A 14,943-nucleotide genomic window follows, 5' to 3' on the forward strand; every position below is an offset into this window, starting at 1 on the left:
TAGTCATGGCCGCAGCTGTGAGCTAGAGGCTGCGCGGCATGTACAAACCATCCCGATCTTCCGCCAAGGTACTTATGAGCCATCCGCGTCGCCGTGAAAGCCGTGAACCGACCCAGGTGCAGCGATTGTTTCGACAATTGATGCGCGAAGGGTTGTGGATAAGCCTGGTGCTGCTCCCGCTGACCGCGCTGGTCTCGTTCAGCCTGCAATCGGCGCGCAACGGCCCAGCGGCTGCATTGTTGTCGGTGTGTCTGGTTGGTTGTGTATTGGGTTTGCTGCTGTTGCGCCCGCACTTCGCATTGAGCGCGACGTTGGGCGGAATGGGCCTGGCCCTGCTACTCAGCGCGTTGCTGGGTGCGCAGGGGTGGGCGTGGTCGCCGGTGGCCAGCCTGTTGGGCATGCTGCTGGGTTATCTGGTCTGGAACTGGCGGCGCCTGAGCGTGGTGTTGGCTTATTTCGGCTGGGAGCTGGCGCGCCTGGATGCGGAACCCAAGGTCTTCCCGGAACGCCGGCGCGCTTCCTACACCGGCAGTGATCGCTTGCAGGGCCAGATCATGGCCTTGGAACAAGCCATGAGCCGAACCCGGGACACGCGCCGATTTATTGCCGACGGCCTGGAGTACCTGCCGGTAGCAACGATGATCAGTGATCCACAGGGCAACCTGTTGCTGGGTAATCGCAAGGCTCGCGAGTTGTTCGGTCACGCTTTGGCGGGCAGTGATGTGCTGGAGGAATTAGCGCGGTTGGGTTATCCGGCATTGGTCCACTCCCCTGCCCACCGGTTGTCCACGTTACCACTGGTTGAATTTCGCGATACCCGCGAGCGCAGCTTGCGACTGGAACGTGCCGCGCTGTTGCCGGTGGACGGTGATGTGCCCATAGGCTGGTTGCTCAGCCTGACTGATCTGAGCGCTGAACGGGAAGCCGAAGAGCAGCGCAGCGTCATGCTTCGTTTTCTCTCCCACGATTTGCGCGCGCCCCATTCGGCGATCCTGGCGCTGCTCGATGTGCAGCGGCATCAGGCCGGTGCCGACAAGCCGCTATTCGACCAGATCGAGCGCCAGGTGCGCCGCGCCCTGGAACTGACCGATGGGTTTGTGCAGTTGGCCAAGGCCGAGTCCGAGGCCTACCAGTTCCAACCGAGCCTGTTCGCCATGCTGGTGCTGGACGTGATCGACCAGGCATTGCCTGTTGCCCAGGCCAGGAGTATTCGGTTGGAACACCAACTCGACGATGAAGAAGCGCTGATCAGCGCTGATCAGCCCCTGCTGACCCGCGCCCTGTTCAACTTGTTGGAGAACGCCATCAAGTACAGTGCGCCCGACACGTGTATAGCGTTGCAGGTCCGTTGTGCTGAGGGCTGGTTGACGTGTGACGTCGTTGATCAGGGCAAAGGCATCGGCGCGCAGGAACTGCCGGATCTGTTCGTCCAGTACCGACGGTTTTCCTCGGCCCATGGCGTGGATGGCATCGGTTTGGGGCTGTCGATGGTCAAGGCGGTCGTGGACCGTCATGGTGGGCAAATCGATTGCCGTAGCGTGGTAGGCGAAGGCACTACGTTCAGCCTGCGCTTTCCGTTGTTGGAGGAATAAAAAAAGATCACGGCCTTGGTCAGGCAGCGACCTTTTTCAGTGCGCTATAAAAACTTATGCACCTCGTACAAGGTTTTAGGTGTTTAAGAAATATGTATTAAAAACAGCGAGTTAAACGTTAAAACTGACGAAATCCGAAAAAACGGTACACAGCTTATCCACAATTCTCATACAGCCAACTTGTCCGTCGCAGCCGGCGCAGCAGGGGCCGGAGGAAGCGAGCCCAATTCCCGTTGCGTCTGTTCATTCCAAGCCTGTACACGGTCGTTCAGCTCGGCAATCGCGCGCGGCCCACTGCCCTCTGCATACATGGGGGCGCCGATGACCACGGTGATAACGCCTGGTGTTCTGACCCAGCCGGCCTTGGGCCAGAATTTGCCCGCATTGTGTGCAATCGGCAGCACTGGCAGGCCGGCGTTTACCGCCAGTGCGGAGCCACTGCGGGAAAACTTGCCGATGGTCCCGTAAGGTACGCGGGTGCCCTCGGGAAAGATCAGTACCCAAACGTTGTCCTTGAGCAGCACATCGCCTTTTTGCGCTACCTGCTTGAGGGCAACCTTCGGGTTGTCACGGTTGATGGCAATCGGGCGCAGCATCGCCATGGCCCAGCCGAAGAACGGTACAAACAGCAGCTCGCGCTTGAGCACCTGGCTCAACGGTTCGAAATAAGCCGAGAGAAAGAAGGTCTCCCAGGTGCTCTGGTGGTTGGACTGAATGACACAAGGGCGCTCAGGCACATTCTCGGCACCTTTCACTTCGTAGCGGATGCCCAGAAACACCTTGCTCAGCCAGAGTGCGCAACGGCACCAGTAAACATTGATGAAGCGGTAGCGCGTCCTGAACGACATGAACGGCGCGACAAAAAAACTCAACGTGCACCACAACAAGGAACTGGTGCCCAGCAGCAGGTAAAAGAGGAAGCTTCTGATGGCCTGCAATATCGACATAGCGGCGTTTACCATTGCGGGCAATGCCCGCCTGTTCAAGCGCTTCCCGAACAATCCTTGATCAGGATGTCTTGGGAGCTCTAATTGTGGATAAGTTCAGCGGCAACCGCCGCCAGGTCGTCAAAAATCAAGGTGCCCACCGGTAGGGCCTTGCCCAGAGTCTTCTCGCCTTTTCCGGTCTTGACCAAAACTGGCTGACAATCGACGGCCTTCGCCGCCTCCAGGTCACCGAGGCTGTCGCCGACAAACCACACGCCCGACAGCGCAACGTCATAGTGAGCGGCGATGGTTTTCAGCATGCCGGGCTTGGGCTTGCGGCAATCGCAGCCTTCGTCCGGCCCATGCGGGCAATAAACGATCAGCCCGATGTCACCGCCCTGCCCGGCCACCAGTTCACGCAAGCGTTCATGCATGGCGTCGAGGACGGCGAGTTCGTAGTAACCGCGGGCAATGCCCGACTGGTTGGTGGCGACCGCCACCGTCCAGCCGGCCTTGCTCAATCGTGCGATGGCCTCGATGGAACCGGGGACCGGCAACCACTCCTCCACCGACTTGATGTAAGCGTCGGAGTCGTGATTGATCACTCCGTCCCGATCGAGAATCAACAGTTTCAAGACTTACCCCAGCAGCGAAATATCGGCAACACCGAGGAACAACCCACGCAGACGCGCCAGCAGCGCATAGCGGTTGGCTCGCACATTGGCGTCTTCGGCATTGACCATCACCGCTTCGAAAAACGCATCCACCGGTTCACGCAATGCTGCCAGGCGCGCCAGGGTTTCGCTGTACTGACGCGCCGCCGCCATCGGCTGGACTGCCTGGTCCGCCTGCTGGATCGCCGAGTACAGGGAGAACTCATTGGCGTTGTCGAAGTACTTGGCTTCAACGACGGCCGCAATGTTGCCTTCGGCCTTGCTCAGCAGGTTCGACACGCGCTTGTTCACCGCCGCCAACGCTGCCGCTTCCGGCAGTTTGCGGAACGCCTGCACTGCCTGTACGCGTTGGTCGAAGTCCAGGGCAGAGCCCGGTTTCAGGGCTCGCACCGACAGGTAGGTCGCGACGTCGACACCTTCGTCTTCATAACGCGCACGCAGGCGGTCGAAAATGAATTCCAGCACCGCGTCGGCCAGGCCGGCAGCCTTGACCTTGCTGCCGAACGCATTCACGGCGAAGGCCACGGCGTCGTTCAGGTCCAGGTCCAGCTGCTTGTCGATGAGGATACGCAGCACGCCCAGCGCTGCGCGACGCAGTGCGTACGGGTCCTTGCTGCCGGTGGGCAGCATGCCGATACCGAAGATGCCGACCAGGGTGTCGAGCTTGTCCGCGATCGCCACGGCCGCACCGGTCAGGGTGGTCGGCAATTCAGCGCCGGCGCCACGCGGCATGTACTGTTCGTTCAGCGCCAGGGCAACATCCTGCGGCTCGCCGTCGTTGAGGGCGTAGTAGTAACCGGCGATACCTTGCATCTCCGGGAACTCACCGACCATCTCGGTGGACAGGTCGCACTTGGACAGGATGCCGGCACGTGCAGCGCGCTGGGCATCGCCGCCGATACGTGGAGCGATGAAGGCTGCCAGTTTCGATACGCGCTCGGCCTTGTCGTAGACGCTGCCGAGTTTTTCTTGGAACACCACGTTGCGCAGGCGCTCGTTGAAGCTTTCCAGGGGCTGCTTCTTGTCTTGCTTGAAGAAGAACTCGGCATCGGTCAAACGCGGACGTACGACTTTTTCGTTACCGGCGATGATCTGCTGCGGGTCCTTGCTTTCGATGTTGGCCACCGTGATGAAGCGCGGCAGCAACTTGCCTTCGGCGTCCAGCAGGCAGAAGTATTTCTGGTTGTCCTGCATGGTGGTGATCAGCGCTTCCTGGGGCACTTCAAGGAAGCGTTCCTCGAACGAGCACACCAGTGGCACCGGCCATTCCACCAGCGCGGTCACTTCGTCCAGCAGGCTGGCCGGCACGATAGCCGTGCCTTCCTGGGCGGTCGCCAGTTCTTCGGTGCGTTTGCTGATCAGCTCGCGGCGCTCGTTGGAATCGGCCAATACATAGGCAGCGCGCAGGTCGGCCAGGTAATTGGCCGGCGACGTGATACGCACGCTCTGCGGATGATGGAAACGGTGACCGCGAGAATCACGACCGGCCTTCTGGGCGAGGATCGTGCAATCGATGACCTGGTCACCGAGCAGCATCACCAGCCATTGGGTCGGACGCACGAACTCTTCCTTGCGCGCAGCCCAGCGCATGCGCTTGGGAATCGGCAAGTCATTAAGGGAGTCCTCGACGATGGTCGGCAACAGGCTGGCGGTCGGCTTGCCCTTGATGCTCTGGCTGTAGCGCAGCTTCGGGCCGCTCTGGTCGATTTCGCTCAGATCGACGCCGCACTTCTTGGCGAAGCCCAGGGCGGCCTGGGTCGGGTTGCCGTCGGCATCGAACGCGGCTTGCACGGGCGGGCCGTCGAGGTTGATGCTGCGGTCCGGCTGTTGCGTCGCCAGGGCGGTGATCAGCACGGCCAGGCGGCGCGGCGCGGCGTAGACATGCTTGGTTTCGAAGTTCAGGCCAGCGGCTTGCAGGCCTTTCTCGATGCCGGCCAGGAATGCATCGGCCAGGGTGTTCAGGGCTTTGGGTGGCAGTTCTTCGGTGCCCAGTTCAACCAGAAAATCTTGAGCACTCATTGTGCAGCCTCCAGCTTAGCCAACACTTCATCACGCAGGTCCGGGGTCGCCATCGGGAAGCCCAGCTTGGCACGGGCCAGCAGGTAGGCTTGCGCGACGGAACGCGCCAGGGTGCGCACACGCAGGATGTATTGCTGGCGCGCGGTCACGGAAATCGCCCGGCGTGCATCCAGCAGATTGAAGGTATGAGATGCCTTCAAGACCATTTCATAACTCGGCAGCGGCAGCGGCTGGTCCAGTTCGATCAGGCGCTTGGCTTCGCTTTCATAGAAATCGAACAACTCGAACAGCTTGTCGACGTTGGCGTGTTCGAAGTTGTAGGTCGATTGCTCCACTTCGTTCTGATGGAACACGTCGCCATACGTCACTTTGCCGAACGGACCATCGGCCCATACCAGGTCGTAGACCGAATCCACGCCTTGCAGGTACATGGCCAGGCGTTCCAGGCCGTAGGTGATCTCACCGGTCACCGGGTAGCATTCGATGCCGCCCGCTTGCTGGAAGTAGGTGAATTGGGTCACTTCCATGCCGTTGAGCCAGACTTCCCAGCCCAGGCCCCAGGCGCCCAGGGTTGGCGATTCCCAGTTGTCTTCGACGAAACGAATGTCGTGCACCAGCGGGTCGAGGCCCACGTGTTTAAGGGAGCCCAGGTACAGCTCCTGGAAGTTTTCCGGGTTCGGCTTCAGCACGACCTGAAATTGATAGTAATGCTGCAGGCGGTTCGGGTTTTCGCCGTAGCGGCCGTCAGTCGGGCGGCGGCTTGGCTGCACATAAGCGGCGTTCCAGGTTTCCGGGCCGATGGCACGCAGAAACGTGGCAGTGTGGAAAGTGCCGGCGCCTACTTCCATATCGTAGGGCTGAAGTACCACGCAACCTTGCTCGGCCCAGTATTGCTGGAGGGCGAGGATCAAGTCTTGGAAGGTACGCACGGCTGGCGTAGGCTGGCTCACGAAATTCACCTGTTTCTTGGGCTGCGATTTAAAGAGCGGGAGTATACCCGATTCGTTCGTGCGCACGCCCCCTGGAGCCTTATGCCACGCTGCTTTTGGTGTTCCGAAGATCCGTTGTACATGGCTTATCACGATCAGGAGTGGGGGACGCCGCTGCGCGATGCGCAAGGTTTGTTCGAGTTGCTTCTGCTCGAAGGGTTCCAGGCCGGTCTGTCCTGGATCACCGTTTTGCGCAAACGCGAACGTTACCGGGAAGTGCTCTACGGCTTCGATGTACAACGGGTGGCGCAGATGAGCGACGCTGAAATCGATGAACTGATGCTCGACCCCGGCATTATCCGCAACCGCCTCAAGCTCAAGGCGGCGCGGCGCAATGCCCAGGCCTGGCTGGCGCTGGAAGACCCGGTGGCATTCCTCTGGTCGTTCGTAGGCAACCAACCGATCATCAACCATTTCAAGGACCGCACCGAAGTGCCGGCCATCACCCCCGAGGCACTGGCGATGAGCAAAGGCCTGAAAAAAGCCGGGTTCACCTTCGTCGGCCCGACCATCTGCTACGCCTTGATGCAGGCCTCGGGCATGGTCATGGACCACACCCAGGACTGCGACCGCTACGCCGAGTTGGTAAACGGCGGTTAGAATAGCCGGCTCGCAACACGGCCCATGAATTCAGGAGTGACCTGTGGATAAGTTGAAAGGCGCCTTGCTGGTCGGCGCTCTGCGGTTGTTTGCGCTGCTCCCTTGGCGAGCGGTGCAGGCGGTGGGCTCGGCCATTGGCTGGCTCATGTGGAAATTACCCAACCGTTCCCGCGACGTGGTGCGGATCAACCTCGCCAAGTGTTTTCCCGAGATGGACCCGGCCGAGCGCGAGCGCCTGGTGGGCCAAAGTCTCAAGGACATCGGCAAATCCCTGACCGAAAGTGCCTGTGCCTGGATCTGGCCGGCCCAGCGCTCCATCGAACTGGTGCGCGAAGTCGAAGGCCTGGAAGTGCTGAAAGAAGCGCTGGCCTCGGGCAAAGGCGTGGTCGGCATTACCAGCCACCTGGGTAACTGGGAAGTGCTCAACCACTTCTATTGCAGCCAGTGCAAACCGATCATTTTCTACCGCCCGCCCAAGCTCAAGGCTGTGGATGAATTGCTGCAGAAGCAACGCGTGCAATTGGGCAACAAGGTCGCGGCGTCCACCAAGGAAGGCATCCTCAGCGTCATCAAGGAAGTGCGCAAGGGCGGCCAGGTGGGGATCCCTGCTGATCCGGAGCCGTCCGAATCCGCCGGCATCTTCGTGCCCTTTTTCGCCACCCAGGCCCTGACCAGCAAGTTCGTGCCGAACATGCTCGCCGGCGGCAAGGCGGTCGGCGTCTTCCTCCACGCCCTGCGCCTGCCGGACGGCTCCGGCTACAAAGTCATCCTCGAAGCCGCCCCGGACGAGATGTACAGCACCGACACCGAAACCGCCTGCGCCGCCATGAGCAAAGTGGTCGAGCGTTATGTACGGGCCTACCCGAGCCAGTACATGTGGAGCATGAAACGCTTCAAGAAACGCCCGCCGGGCGAGGCGCGGTGGTACTGAAAACCTGTTCTGGATGGCGCACCGCGAACCCTGTGGGAGCGAGCTTGCTCGCGATAGCGCCCTGACAGTCGCCACATGACTGACTGTCCCCACCTCCCCGTGGCGAGGGAGCTTGCTCCCGCTGGGCTGCGCAGCGGCCCTTCATCGATATGCACAACATCAACCGGTGGGAGCGAGCCTGCTCGCGAAAAGATATTCACCCATACATCACCATCGCGAACGAACTCCAACGCATCGGCGCCGCTCTCAATCATTAGCTGAGGACAGGCGCAAATCATCAATCGTGTCCATGATGAGTAACTGCAATATCCGGGGGGCCGGCGTATTGCCCGGCCCAAAATATCGCCTTGCCTCTTTGATCCATCAATGAAGGAGTCACGCTCATGAACATCGACTTCACCGGACGTAACGTATTGGTCACCGGCTCCACCAGCGGCATCGGTTTTGCGACCGCCAAAGGTTTTCTGGAAGCCGGTGCCCAGGTCGTCATCAACGGGCGCAGCGAAAGCAGCGTGGAGGACGCGTTGCAGCGCCTGGGCAATCTGGCTTCCAGGGCGACAGGCTTTGTTGGCGATCTCAGCAACGAACCTGGCTGCCAGGCGTTGATCGCCAGGCATCCAAGCTTCGATATTGTCATCAACAACCTGGGCATTTTCAAACAGGAGGACTTCTTCGAGACGCCGGACAGCGAATGGCAGCGTTTCTTCGAAACCAATGTGATGTCGGGTGTGCGTGTTTCCAGGGCCTACGCGCAGGGCATGGTCGAGCGTGGTTGGGGGCGGATCGTGTTTGTCTCGTCGGAGTCGGGCGTGAACATTCCGGCCGACATGATCCACTACGGCTTCACCAAGACCGCCCAGCTTTCAATCGCTCGCGGCCTGGCCAAACGCCTCGCGGGCACGGGCGTGACGGTGAACTCGGTATTGCCCGGGCCGACACTGTCCGAAGGCGTTGCCAAGATGCTCCAGGCGGACGTCGAGCGCAGCGGGGAAAGCCTGGAGAAGGTCGCGGCAGATTTCGTCAACGAGCACCGCAGCACCTCGATCATCCAGCGCGCGGCACGGGTAGAGGAAGTCGCCAACATGATTATCTACGCCAGCTCGGAACAGGCCTCGGCCACCACCGGAGCGGCGCTGCGAGTTGACGGCGGTGTGGTGGACAGCATCGTTTAGCTGCGTTGCCAAAAGCATGGCAATGTCCTTGCTCCGGTTCCCATGACGCCATACAAAAAAACGCCGCTTCCTCATCCGAGAGAAGCGGCGTTTTTTCTTTTGGAAGCGACATTGGTTGATTTGACCAACTTTCGGAACGTTGAAGGGATTGGTTCAGCCCACCCCTGTTTTGCAGTGGATCCGAGCCCCTTCGGCTAGCCGTTCTCGCCTAGGCGATCCGAGCCAACTTCGGCTACCCGTAACTCGATCAGGCGATCGGAGCCACCTTCGGCTACGCGTTTCTCGATCAGACGATCGGAGCCACCTTCGGCTATTCGTTTTTCGATCAGGCGATCCGAACCGCCCTCAGCGAATGTAGGTTGAACAAAAGAAGTCGCGAACGCATTGCCGAGCGACAGTGCCAGAAGCGAGCCAATGAGTGTTTTGCTGAAAGTGTTCATGTCCTGATCCTTATTTATTCGTAGATGAGTGAGTTAGACGGCGACGTGCAAACGGACGTCGACGTTGCCGCGGGTCGCGTTGGAGTACGGGCAAACCTGGTGAGCCGCGTCGACCAGCGCTTGAGCATCGGCTTGATCCAGACCTGGCAGGCTGATGTGCAGGTCGATGTCCAGACCGAAACCGCCAGGGATCTGGCCGATGCCGACGTGTGCCGTGATCGAGGCGTCAGCCGGAATGCTGCGTTTGCTTTGGCTGGCGACAAATTTCAATGCGCCGATGAAGCAGGCCGAGTAGCCGGCTGCGAACAACTGCTCAGGGTTGGTGGCTTCATCACCGGCACCGCCCAAGGCTTTTGGCGTGGCCAGTTTCACGTCGAGGATCTTGTCGCTGGAAACAGCACGGCCATCACGGCCACCGGTGGAGGTTGCGACTGCGGTGTAGAGAACGTTCATGGGGTGTTTTCCTTTTTTCCTGATGGGTCTGATTGAGTTTGGTTTGCGCTAAATGTTTGTGCGCTAACCAGTGGCGCTAAAGTTAACGCCCAAATACTTAGCGCGCAAGATAAATTTTCAAGAATATTCTCAGATTTCTTTAAGCTATTGATAAATCAGAAAATTTATTTTTAAGCGACGCAGCGGTGCCAGCCCGCGCGAATTGAGGGGTGAGCCAAGAGAACAAAGGTGGCAGGGGTACTGGCCGAGCCAGCGCAATGGTGGGCCCTTGGAGAAAGGGAATTCACAAGCAGGATGACGGGTTTGAACGAACCACCCTAGTGAGCGACGGCAACCTGGTTACGTCCCAGCGCTTTCGCCCGATACAGCGCCTTATCAGCGTTATTCATCAAGCCATGCAGATCCTTGTGACCCGCCTCCATCGACGCCACGCCAAGGCTGGCGGTGATGCGATGGACAGGCTCGATCATCAAGCCAGCGATACTCTGGATAAGTCCTTCTGCAATTTCTATAGCGACGTCAATGGACGTATCCGGAAGCAGAATGGCGAACTCTTCGCCGCCGAGCCGACCGTGGATATCCGTGGCCCGAAACGACGAGCTGATGACCACGCCCATCTGGCGCAGGACCTGATCGCCGACTTGATGGCCGTAGGTATCGTTGATGTGCTTGAAGTGATCCATGTCCAACATGACCGCGCACAACCCCAATCGGTTGGTTCTGCATTCGTCGTAAAGCTGCTGGGCATGCTCGAAAAAAGCCCGTCGACTTTTCAGGCCGGTCAGTTCATCGGTTTGTGCGGCGCGGGTTGAAATGCTGTTCGCCTGTTCCATCTCGCGGGTGAGTCGAAAGGCGGTTTCCAATGCCTGGGACATTTTGTGGGTGGCACGGGCCGCAAAGGCCGCGAACACCAGGATCGAAAGCGCCATGCCGACTTGAATCGGCGATGGTTGGAACAGCAGCCAGACCGTGCACGGAAACAGCACCAGGCCAATGGAGACCAGTGTCATGTCCCGGTAGGCGGAGTAACAGGAGACCGCGCTGACAGTCATCCCCACGGTAAAAAGCATGACGAGAGCTTGCGAGAGGAGATCGTCTTGTGGCATCAAAACAAGCGCGCCGCCGCCCCAGATGCTCGCGGACAACACCAGCGAGACCCAGTATCTGCGCTCCCAGCGTTGAGGCGTGCGCTGAACCTCGTCGCTGCGAAAATAGGCAACGAACATCGCGATCCGCAGCAGCGTCGATCCGCTTAATATGGCCAGCCACCAAACAACCGTGCTGTGCTCAAAGCGATCCCAACACAGCCAACACAACATGATGGCCGCGAGGTAACTACCAAACACCGCGGAAACGGATTGGCGAAACAGTTGCTGCAGTCGGTCAGTGCGCACTTGTCCGGCTATGCAAAAGTCCATGCCATTGCGAGATCTCGGGCCATCCATGTGATCCACCTGATCGTGAAGCCGCTAGAAAACGCGATTGTGGCACCCTGCCAGCAACGCAAACAACCGAATTACACCTGCACCCACGAGCTTTGCATCGTGGCAAGGGAATTCATCCTCGCGGGGTTGCGCAGCAAGCCACCATTTCCCAGACTAAAACCGTCCCCGTGGCGAGGGAGCTTGCTCCCGCTGGGCTGCAAAGCAGCCCCAAGACAAGCCGACGCATTCCTACAGACAAACCGCATGATCGGTTGCGACCGCTGCGCGGCCGAGCGGGAGCAAGCTCCCTCGCCACAGGGATCGGAGCTGAAAACGAAGCGCTGTTTATTCCCGCTCTGCCATCTTTCCATCAAGCTACACATCCTTGCGCCATTACCTACAACTACGCCAGAATCCGCCGGCTTGTGCGCCTTGCCCTCGGGTTCTATTGTCGTCCTGCCACTGCCCATCAGTGGTCGGGTTTAGTAGCTCGAGGTTGTGTCAGTAAGATGCACGAGTTCTCCATCAAGGTAGATTCCTACCTTGCACTTGATGGTAGCTGTGCGCAGGGCGCTTCGGCGCGCCGGCAATGCTGATCTCCCCGGTCTACTAACCTGCGTACAGCTGCCACCCTTCTTTTAGTAGGGAAGAGGTTGTGGCTTAACCTTGGAGTATCAGCTCATGTCGAAATCTACAACGAATCCGCCTGAGGCGGACCGCACCTCCTCGCCACCAGAACCGAAAGATGCTCTCCAATCGGCTCAACTCTTCACCGTCGTACAAGACACCGACAACGAATGCCTGCTCGCCAACCTCAGCGAAACCCTGGCCTCAGCCGACGCCATGGTCAGCAACCTCGCGTTCGATCTGGAAGGCTCCCACCGCCACATCGCCCTCGGCGTCCAGCAACTGATCGAGCTGAGCTCATTACTGGCGAACCGAGTTCTGGACAACGTTGATCCAAGATAAACGTCACACTGCAACCCCGTGGCGAGGGAGCTTGCTCCCGCTGGCTGCGAAGCAGCCCATTGGATAACGCTGAGCCGCGATAGCGAGCGAACCCCGCCAAAGAAAAACCCGACGCTTTACGTCGGGTTTTTGTGTGCGGGTTACTCGACTTGCGACAGTTTGGCGTCGTCGCAACCGGCAGCGCGGCACTCGCGCTCGACAGCCTTGAGTATGACGATACGCGCCTCGGTCTTCTCATTGGCACAGTCCAGGTAGAGCAGGCCATCGTTGGAACAGGCGTTGTCACGAATCTTGATCCACTGGATCTGAGCGGCTTTCACCTTCTTCTTTTGATCCGGGTTCAGGGCACTCATCGTCTTCTTGTATTGCTCGTTGATTTCCTGGTCCGACTGAACCATTTTCAGCGACGCGCAATAGGTTCTGTCATAGGCGTTTCTAGGGTTATCGCAACTCATCGCAGACGCCGATGCTGATGCCATTGCCAGCAATGCCCCAACCAACAAAGACTTGATCACTCACTTCTCTCCCTGAATGCCCTCTATTGATTAGAGGTCGCGGCGGGGAATTTATCATGAGGGTCGTAGAACAATGAAGCGGATCCTAGGGTTCATTCGGCCCGAACAGTGGGGCAAATGTGGATAGAGGTCCGGGAGCATGTGATTGCTGAAAAAAGCCAGAGTCGTTCCCGCCCCCGGCGATGCGACTGCCCTGAGTAACACCGGCGCGGGTTGCGCAGCATCCACAAAAACTCCCAAACCGGTCAAAACTTCGTGGCGAGGGAGCTTGCTCCCGCTGGGCTGCAAAGCAGCCCCACCCAGCCCCTTAAAGTTCCTACAGACAAAACCGTATCACCCATTCCAAGCCCCAACCGCAAACCCGTCTGGGCTCATTTTATGGGCCGAAACCAAGCCCTGTTTATTCCACTGGCATAATCCTTCCGTCAAGCTACACATCTCTGCTCTTTGGCCTACAACTACGTCGGAATACGCCGACTTGTAAGCCTCGTCTATGGCTTCTATTGTTCGTCTACGCTTACATTGGCCTGAAAGTTGGAATGTTTAAACCTTTACTCGGACCAAATCACGAGGGCTAAAGTGGAAGATTTTTATGCAAATTGAATACGCCATGGTCGCGTTGGGATTTTTTGCTTTTTGCGGGGGGATGATCGATGCTGCTGTAGGGGGCGGAGGTTTGGTTCAGGTACCCGCTCTACTTCATGCATTACCTCAGCACTCGCTGAGCACAGTTTTTGGAACTAATAAGCTCGCTGTACTTGCAGGAAATGTTTCTTCTATATTTAGTTACGTTAAAAGAATAAAGATCGTCTGGAAGCTGATGCTTCCAACCATGCTCTCGGCTTTTTTATTTTCGTTTTTGGGTGCTTTTTCCGTCTCGCTCGTTCCGAAGGCGATCATGGAATATTTTGTGTTTTTTGTATTGGTGGTAATGGCTGTTTATACATTTGCAAAAAAGGATCTGGGGCTTGTTCACTCGGACGCTCAATGCGGATCCAAAGAAGTGCTCCTTGGGGTTTTTTTTGGCGGCATAATTGGATTTTATGACGGAGTTTTTGGACCCGGCAGTGGTAGTTTTTTGTTATTTGTTTTCGTTAAATATTTTGGCTACGATTTTCTGAATGCATCCGCTTCAGCAAAACTGGTTAATCTGGGAACGTTTAGCGCGGCGCTGCTATTTTTCATTCCTTCAGGTCATGTGCTGTGGGTAATTGGTGGACTGGTCGCGGTGTGTAATATGGCGGGTGCGCTGACAGGCACTTTTTTGGCTTTGCGCTATGGGAGTGGATTAATTCGTATCTTGTTTCTCTTTTTATTGGTTTTCCTTATTGGCCGAATGGGATTGTCCATATGGCTGTGACAGGTTGCGCGCAATGCCTTCAGATAAAAAAACGGGACCTCGCTTTCACGCAGTCCCGTCTTTCACACCCGATCAGCTCAAAACGCCGGTAAAACCGCGCCTTTGTATTTCTCCAGAATAAACGCCTTAACTTCCGGCGTATGCAGCGCTGCAACCAGCTTCTTCATGGCCTCGCTGTCCTTGTCGTCCGGACGGGCAACCAGAATATTCACATAAGGCGAGTCGTTGCCTTCGATCACCAGCGCATCCTTGGAAGGGTCAAGCTTGGCCTCCAACGCATAGTTGGTATTGATCAATGCCAGATCCACTTGAGTCAGCACGCGCGGAATGGTTGCCGCTTCCAGCTCACGGAACTTCAGATCCTTCGAATTTTCGGTGATGTCTTTGGTAGTCGACAGGATGTTGTTCGAATCCTTGAGCTTGATCAACCCGGCTTTGGCCAGCAACAACAGCGCACGGCCACCATTGGTAGCATCGTTCGGGATCACGACATTGGCGCCGCCTGGCAGTTCTGTAAGTGCCTTGTACTTGCTGGAGTACGCGCCCAGGGGTTCCAGGTGCACACCGGCTACGCTCACCAGATGCGTGCCCTTGGCCTTGTTGAACTCATCCAGGTACGGCTGGTGCTGGAAGAAGTTGGCGTCCAGGCGCTTTTCGGCGACTTGTACGTTGGGCTGGACGTAGTCGGTGAAGACCTTGACCTTGAGGTCCACGCCTTCCTTCGCCAATGCCGGTTTGACGAACTCGAGAATTTCGGCGTGAGGAACCGGCGTGGCCGCGACGGTCAGGGTGTCGGCGTGTGCGGAGAACGCTGCGGCGGCAGCGAAGGCGACCAGTAGTTTTTTCATTCAGCTAACTCCTTTTGAGGCGCCTGCTCTT

Annotated in this window: 15 protein-coding genes; 6 read left to right on the top strand and 9 right to left on the bottom strand. The window is 58.0% G+C overall.

Annotated elements, in window-relative coordinates; translation table 11 throughout:
* Nucleotides 1–74: 74 nt before the first annotated feature.
* The gene (locus J3P96_RS00060) at nucleotides 75–1,592 is read left to right on the top strand and encodes an ATP-binding protein (protein WP_434658360.1); all 1,518 of its coding nucleotides are present in this window, start codon (nucleotides 75–77) and stop codon (nucleotides 1,590–1,592) included.
* A gap of 167 nt (nucleotides 1,593–1,759) precedes the next feature.
* Here J3P96_RS00060 and J3P96_RS00065 read toward each other — a convergent pair whose 3' ends face one another.
* From J3P96_RS00065 to glyQ, 4 genes are all read right to left on the bottom strand, one after another.
* The gene (locus J3P96_RS00065; protein WP_434654522.1) at nucleotides 1,760–2,539 is read right to left on the bottom strand and encodes a lysophospholipid acyltransferase family protein; all 780 of its coding nucleotides are present in this window, start codon (nucleotides 2,537–2,539) and stop codon (nucleotides 1,760–1,762) included.
* A gap of 80 nt (nucleotides 2,540–2,619) precedes the next feature.
* Nucleotides 2,620–3,153: a D-glycero-beta-D-manno-heptose 1,7-bisphosphate 7-phosphatase gene (gene gmhB / locus J3P96_RS00070; protein ID WP_434654524.1), complete on the bottom strand. Its 534-nt coding sequence runs from the start codon at nucleotides 3,151–3,153 to the stop codon at nucleotides 2,620–2,622.
* A gap of 3 nt (nucleotides 3,154–3,156) precedes the next feature.
* Nucleotides 3,157–5,211, bottom strand: coding sequence for a glycine--tRNA ligase subunit beta (gene glyS / locus J3P96_RS00075; protein ID WP_434570717.1), 2,055 nt, complete (start codon nucleotides 5,209–5,211; stop codon nucleotides 3,157–3,159).
* Nucleotides 5,208–6,161, bottom strand: a complete 954-nt coding sequence (glyQ, locus tag J3P96_RS00080) for a glycine--tRNA ligase subunit alpha (protein WP_022641565.1) — start codon at nucleotides 6,159–6,161, stop codon at nucleotides 5,208–5,210. Before glyQ ends, glyS begins: the two co-directional genes overlap by 4 nt.
* 81 nt (nucleotides 6,162–6,242) lie before the next feature.
* On the opposite strand from glyQ, the gene J3P96_RS00085 reads away from it, so the two are divergent.
* The 3 genes from J3P96_RS00085 (at nucleotide 6,243) to J3P96_RS00095 (ending at nucleotide 8,903) form a co-directional block, all read left to right on the top strand.
* Nucleotides 6,243–6,800 carry a DNA-3-methyladenine glycosylase I gene (locus tag J3P96_RS00085; protein WP_305497757.1) on the top strand — a complete coding sequence of 186 codons (558 nt, stop codon included), beginning with the start codon at nucleotides 6,243–6,245 and terminating at the stop codon, nucleotides 6,798–6,800.
* Nucleotides 6,801–6,843: 43 nt separating this feature from the next.
* Nucleotides 6,844–7,731, top strand: coding sequence for a lysophospholipid acyltransferase (locus tag J3P96_RS00090; RefSeq protein ID WP_198796133.1), 888 nt, complete (start codon nucleotides 6,844–6,846; stop codon nucleotides 7,729–7,731).
* Nucleotides 7,732–8,114: 383 nt separating this feature from the next.
* Nucleotides 8,115–8,903, top strand: a complete 789-nt coding sequence (locus tag J3P96_RS00095; RefSeq protein ID WP_434654527.1) for an SDR family NAD(P)-dependent oxidoreductase — start codon at nucleotides 8,115–8,117, stop codon at nucleotides 8,901–8,903.
* A gap of 194 nt (nucleotides 8,904–9,097) precedes the next feature.
* Here the strand turns inward: J3P96_RS00095 and J3P96_RS00100 are convergent, their stop codons facing one another.
* From J3P96_RS00100 to J3P96_RS00110, 3 genes are all read right to left on the bottom strand, one after another.
* On the bottom strand, nucleotides 9,098–9,343 hold the full coding sequence (locus tag J3P96_RS00100; RefSeq protein ID WP_434654530.1) for a hypothetical protein: 246 nt from the start codon (nucleotides 9,341–9,343) through the stop codon (nucleotides 9,098–9,100).
* Between the two features lie 33 nt (nucleotides 9,344–9,376).
* Nucleotides 9,377–9,796, bottom strand: a complete 420-nt coding sequence (locus J3P96_RS00105; protein ID WP_434654531.1) for an organic hydroperoxide resistance protein — start codon at nucleotides 9,794–9,796, stop codon at nucleotides 9,377–9,379.
* Between the two features lie 317 nt (nucleotides 9,797–10,113).
* Nucleotides 10,114–11,241, bottom strand: coding sequence for a diguanylate cyclase (locus J3P96_RS00110; RefSeq protein WP_434654533.1), 1,128 nt, complete (start codon nucleotides 11,239–11,241; stop codon nucleotides 10,114–10,116).
* Nucleotides 11,242–11,901: 660 nt separating this feature from the next.
* Between J3P96_RS00110 and J3P96_RS00115 the strand changes: the two genes are divergently transcribed.
* Nucleotides 11,902–12,189, top strand: a complete 288-nt coding sequence (locus tag J3P96_RS00115) for a DUF6124 family protein (RefSeq protein ID WP_434626912.1) — start codon at nucleotides 11,902–11,904, stop codon at nucleotides 12,187–12,189.
* Nucleotides 12,190–12,329: 140 nt separating this feature from the next.
* Here J3P96_RS00115 and J3P96_RS00120 read toward each other — a convergent pair whose 3' ends face one another.
* Entirely contained in the window at nucleotides 12,330–12,704 is a 375-nt protein-coding gene (locus J3P96_RS00120) for a lysozyme inhibitor LprI family protein (protein WP_305497763.1), read from the bottom strand.
* A 592-nt stretch (nucleotides 12,705–13,296) separates the two neighbouring features.
* On the opposite strand from J3P96_RS00120, the gene J3P96_RS00125 reads away from it, so the two are divergent.
* A complete protein-coding gene (locus tag J3P96_RS00125) occupies nucleotides 13,297–14,064 on the top strand; it encodes a sulfite exporter TauE/SafE family protein (protein ID WP_434654536.1) in 768 nt (255 codons plus the stop codon).
* 77 nt (nucleotides 14,065–14,141) lie between these two features.
* Here the strand turns inward: J3P96_RS00125 and J3P96_RS00130 are convergent, their stop codons facing one another.
* Entirely contained in the window at nucleotides 14,142–14,912 is a 771-nt protein-coding gene (locus J3P96_RS00130; protein ID WP_434654538.1) for a MetQ/NlpA family ABC transporter substrate-binding protein, read from the bottom strand.
* Between the last annotated feature and the right edge of the window lie 31 nt (nucleotides 14,913–14,943).

It is taken from the genome of Pseudomonas sp. R3-56, from assembly GCF_051132075.1.
In the GTDB taxonomy this organism is placed as follows: domain Bacteria; phylum Pseudomonadota; class Gammaproteobacteria; order Pseudomonadales; family Pseudomonadaceae; genus Aquipseudomonas.

Excerpts from the sequence above, each read along its gene's own strand:
- J3P96_RS00060 (WP_434658360.1), top strand. The coding sequence starts at position 75 with ATGAGCCATCCGCGTCGCCGTGAAAGCCGTGAACCGACCCAGGTGCAG.
- J3P96_RS00065 (WP_434654522.1), bottom strand. The coding sequence starts at position 2,539 with ATGTCGATATTGCAGGCCATCAGAAGCTTCCTCTTTTACCTGCTGCTG.
- glyS (WP_434570717.1), bottom strand. The coding sequence starts at position 5,211 with ATGAGTGCTCAAGATTTTCTGGTTGAACTGGGCACCGAAGAACTGCCA.
- J3P96_RS00085 (WP_305497757.1), top strand. The coding sequence starts at position 6,243 with ATGCCACGCTGCTTTTGGTGTTCCGAAGATCCGTTGTACATGGCTTAT.
- J3P96_RS00095 (WP_434654527.1), top strand. The coding sequence starts at position 8,115 with ATGAACATCGACTTCACCGGACGTAACGTATTGGTCACCGGCTCCACC.
- J3P96_RS00100 (WP_434654530.1), bottom strand. The coding sequence starts at position 9,343 with ATGAACACTTTCAGCAAAACACTCATTGGCTCGCTTCTGGCACTGTCG.
- J3P96_RS00105 (WP_434654531.1), bottom strand. The coding sequence starts at position 9,796 with ATGAACGTTCTCTACACCGCAGTCGCAACCTCCACCGGTGGCCGTGAT.
- J3P96_RS00110 (WP_434654533.1), bottom strand. The coding sequence starts at position 11,241 with ATGGATGGCCCGAGATCTCGCAATGGCATGGACTTTTGCATAGCCGGA.
- J3P96_RS00115 (WP_434626912.1), top strand. The coding sequence starts at position 11,902 with ATGTCGAAATCTACAACGAATCCGCCTGAGGCGGACCGCACCTCCTCG.
- J3P96_RS00125 (WP_434654536.1), top strand. The coding sequence starts at position 13,297 with ATGCAAATTGAATACGCCATGGTCGCGTTGGGATTTTTTGCTTTTTGC.
- J3P96_RS00130 (WP_434654538.1), bottom strand. The coding sequence starts at position 14,912 with ATGAAAAAACTACTGGTCGCCTTCGCTGCCGCCGCAGCGTTCTCCGCA.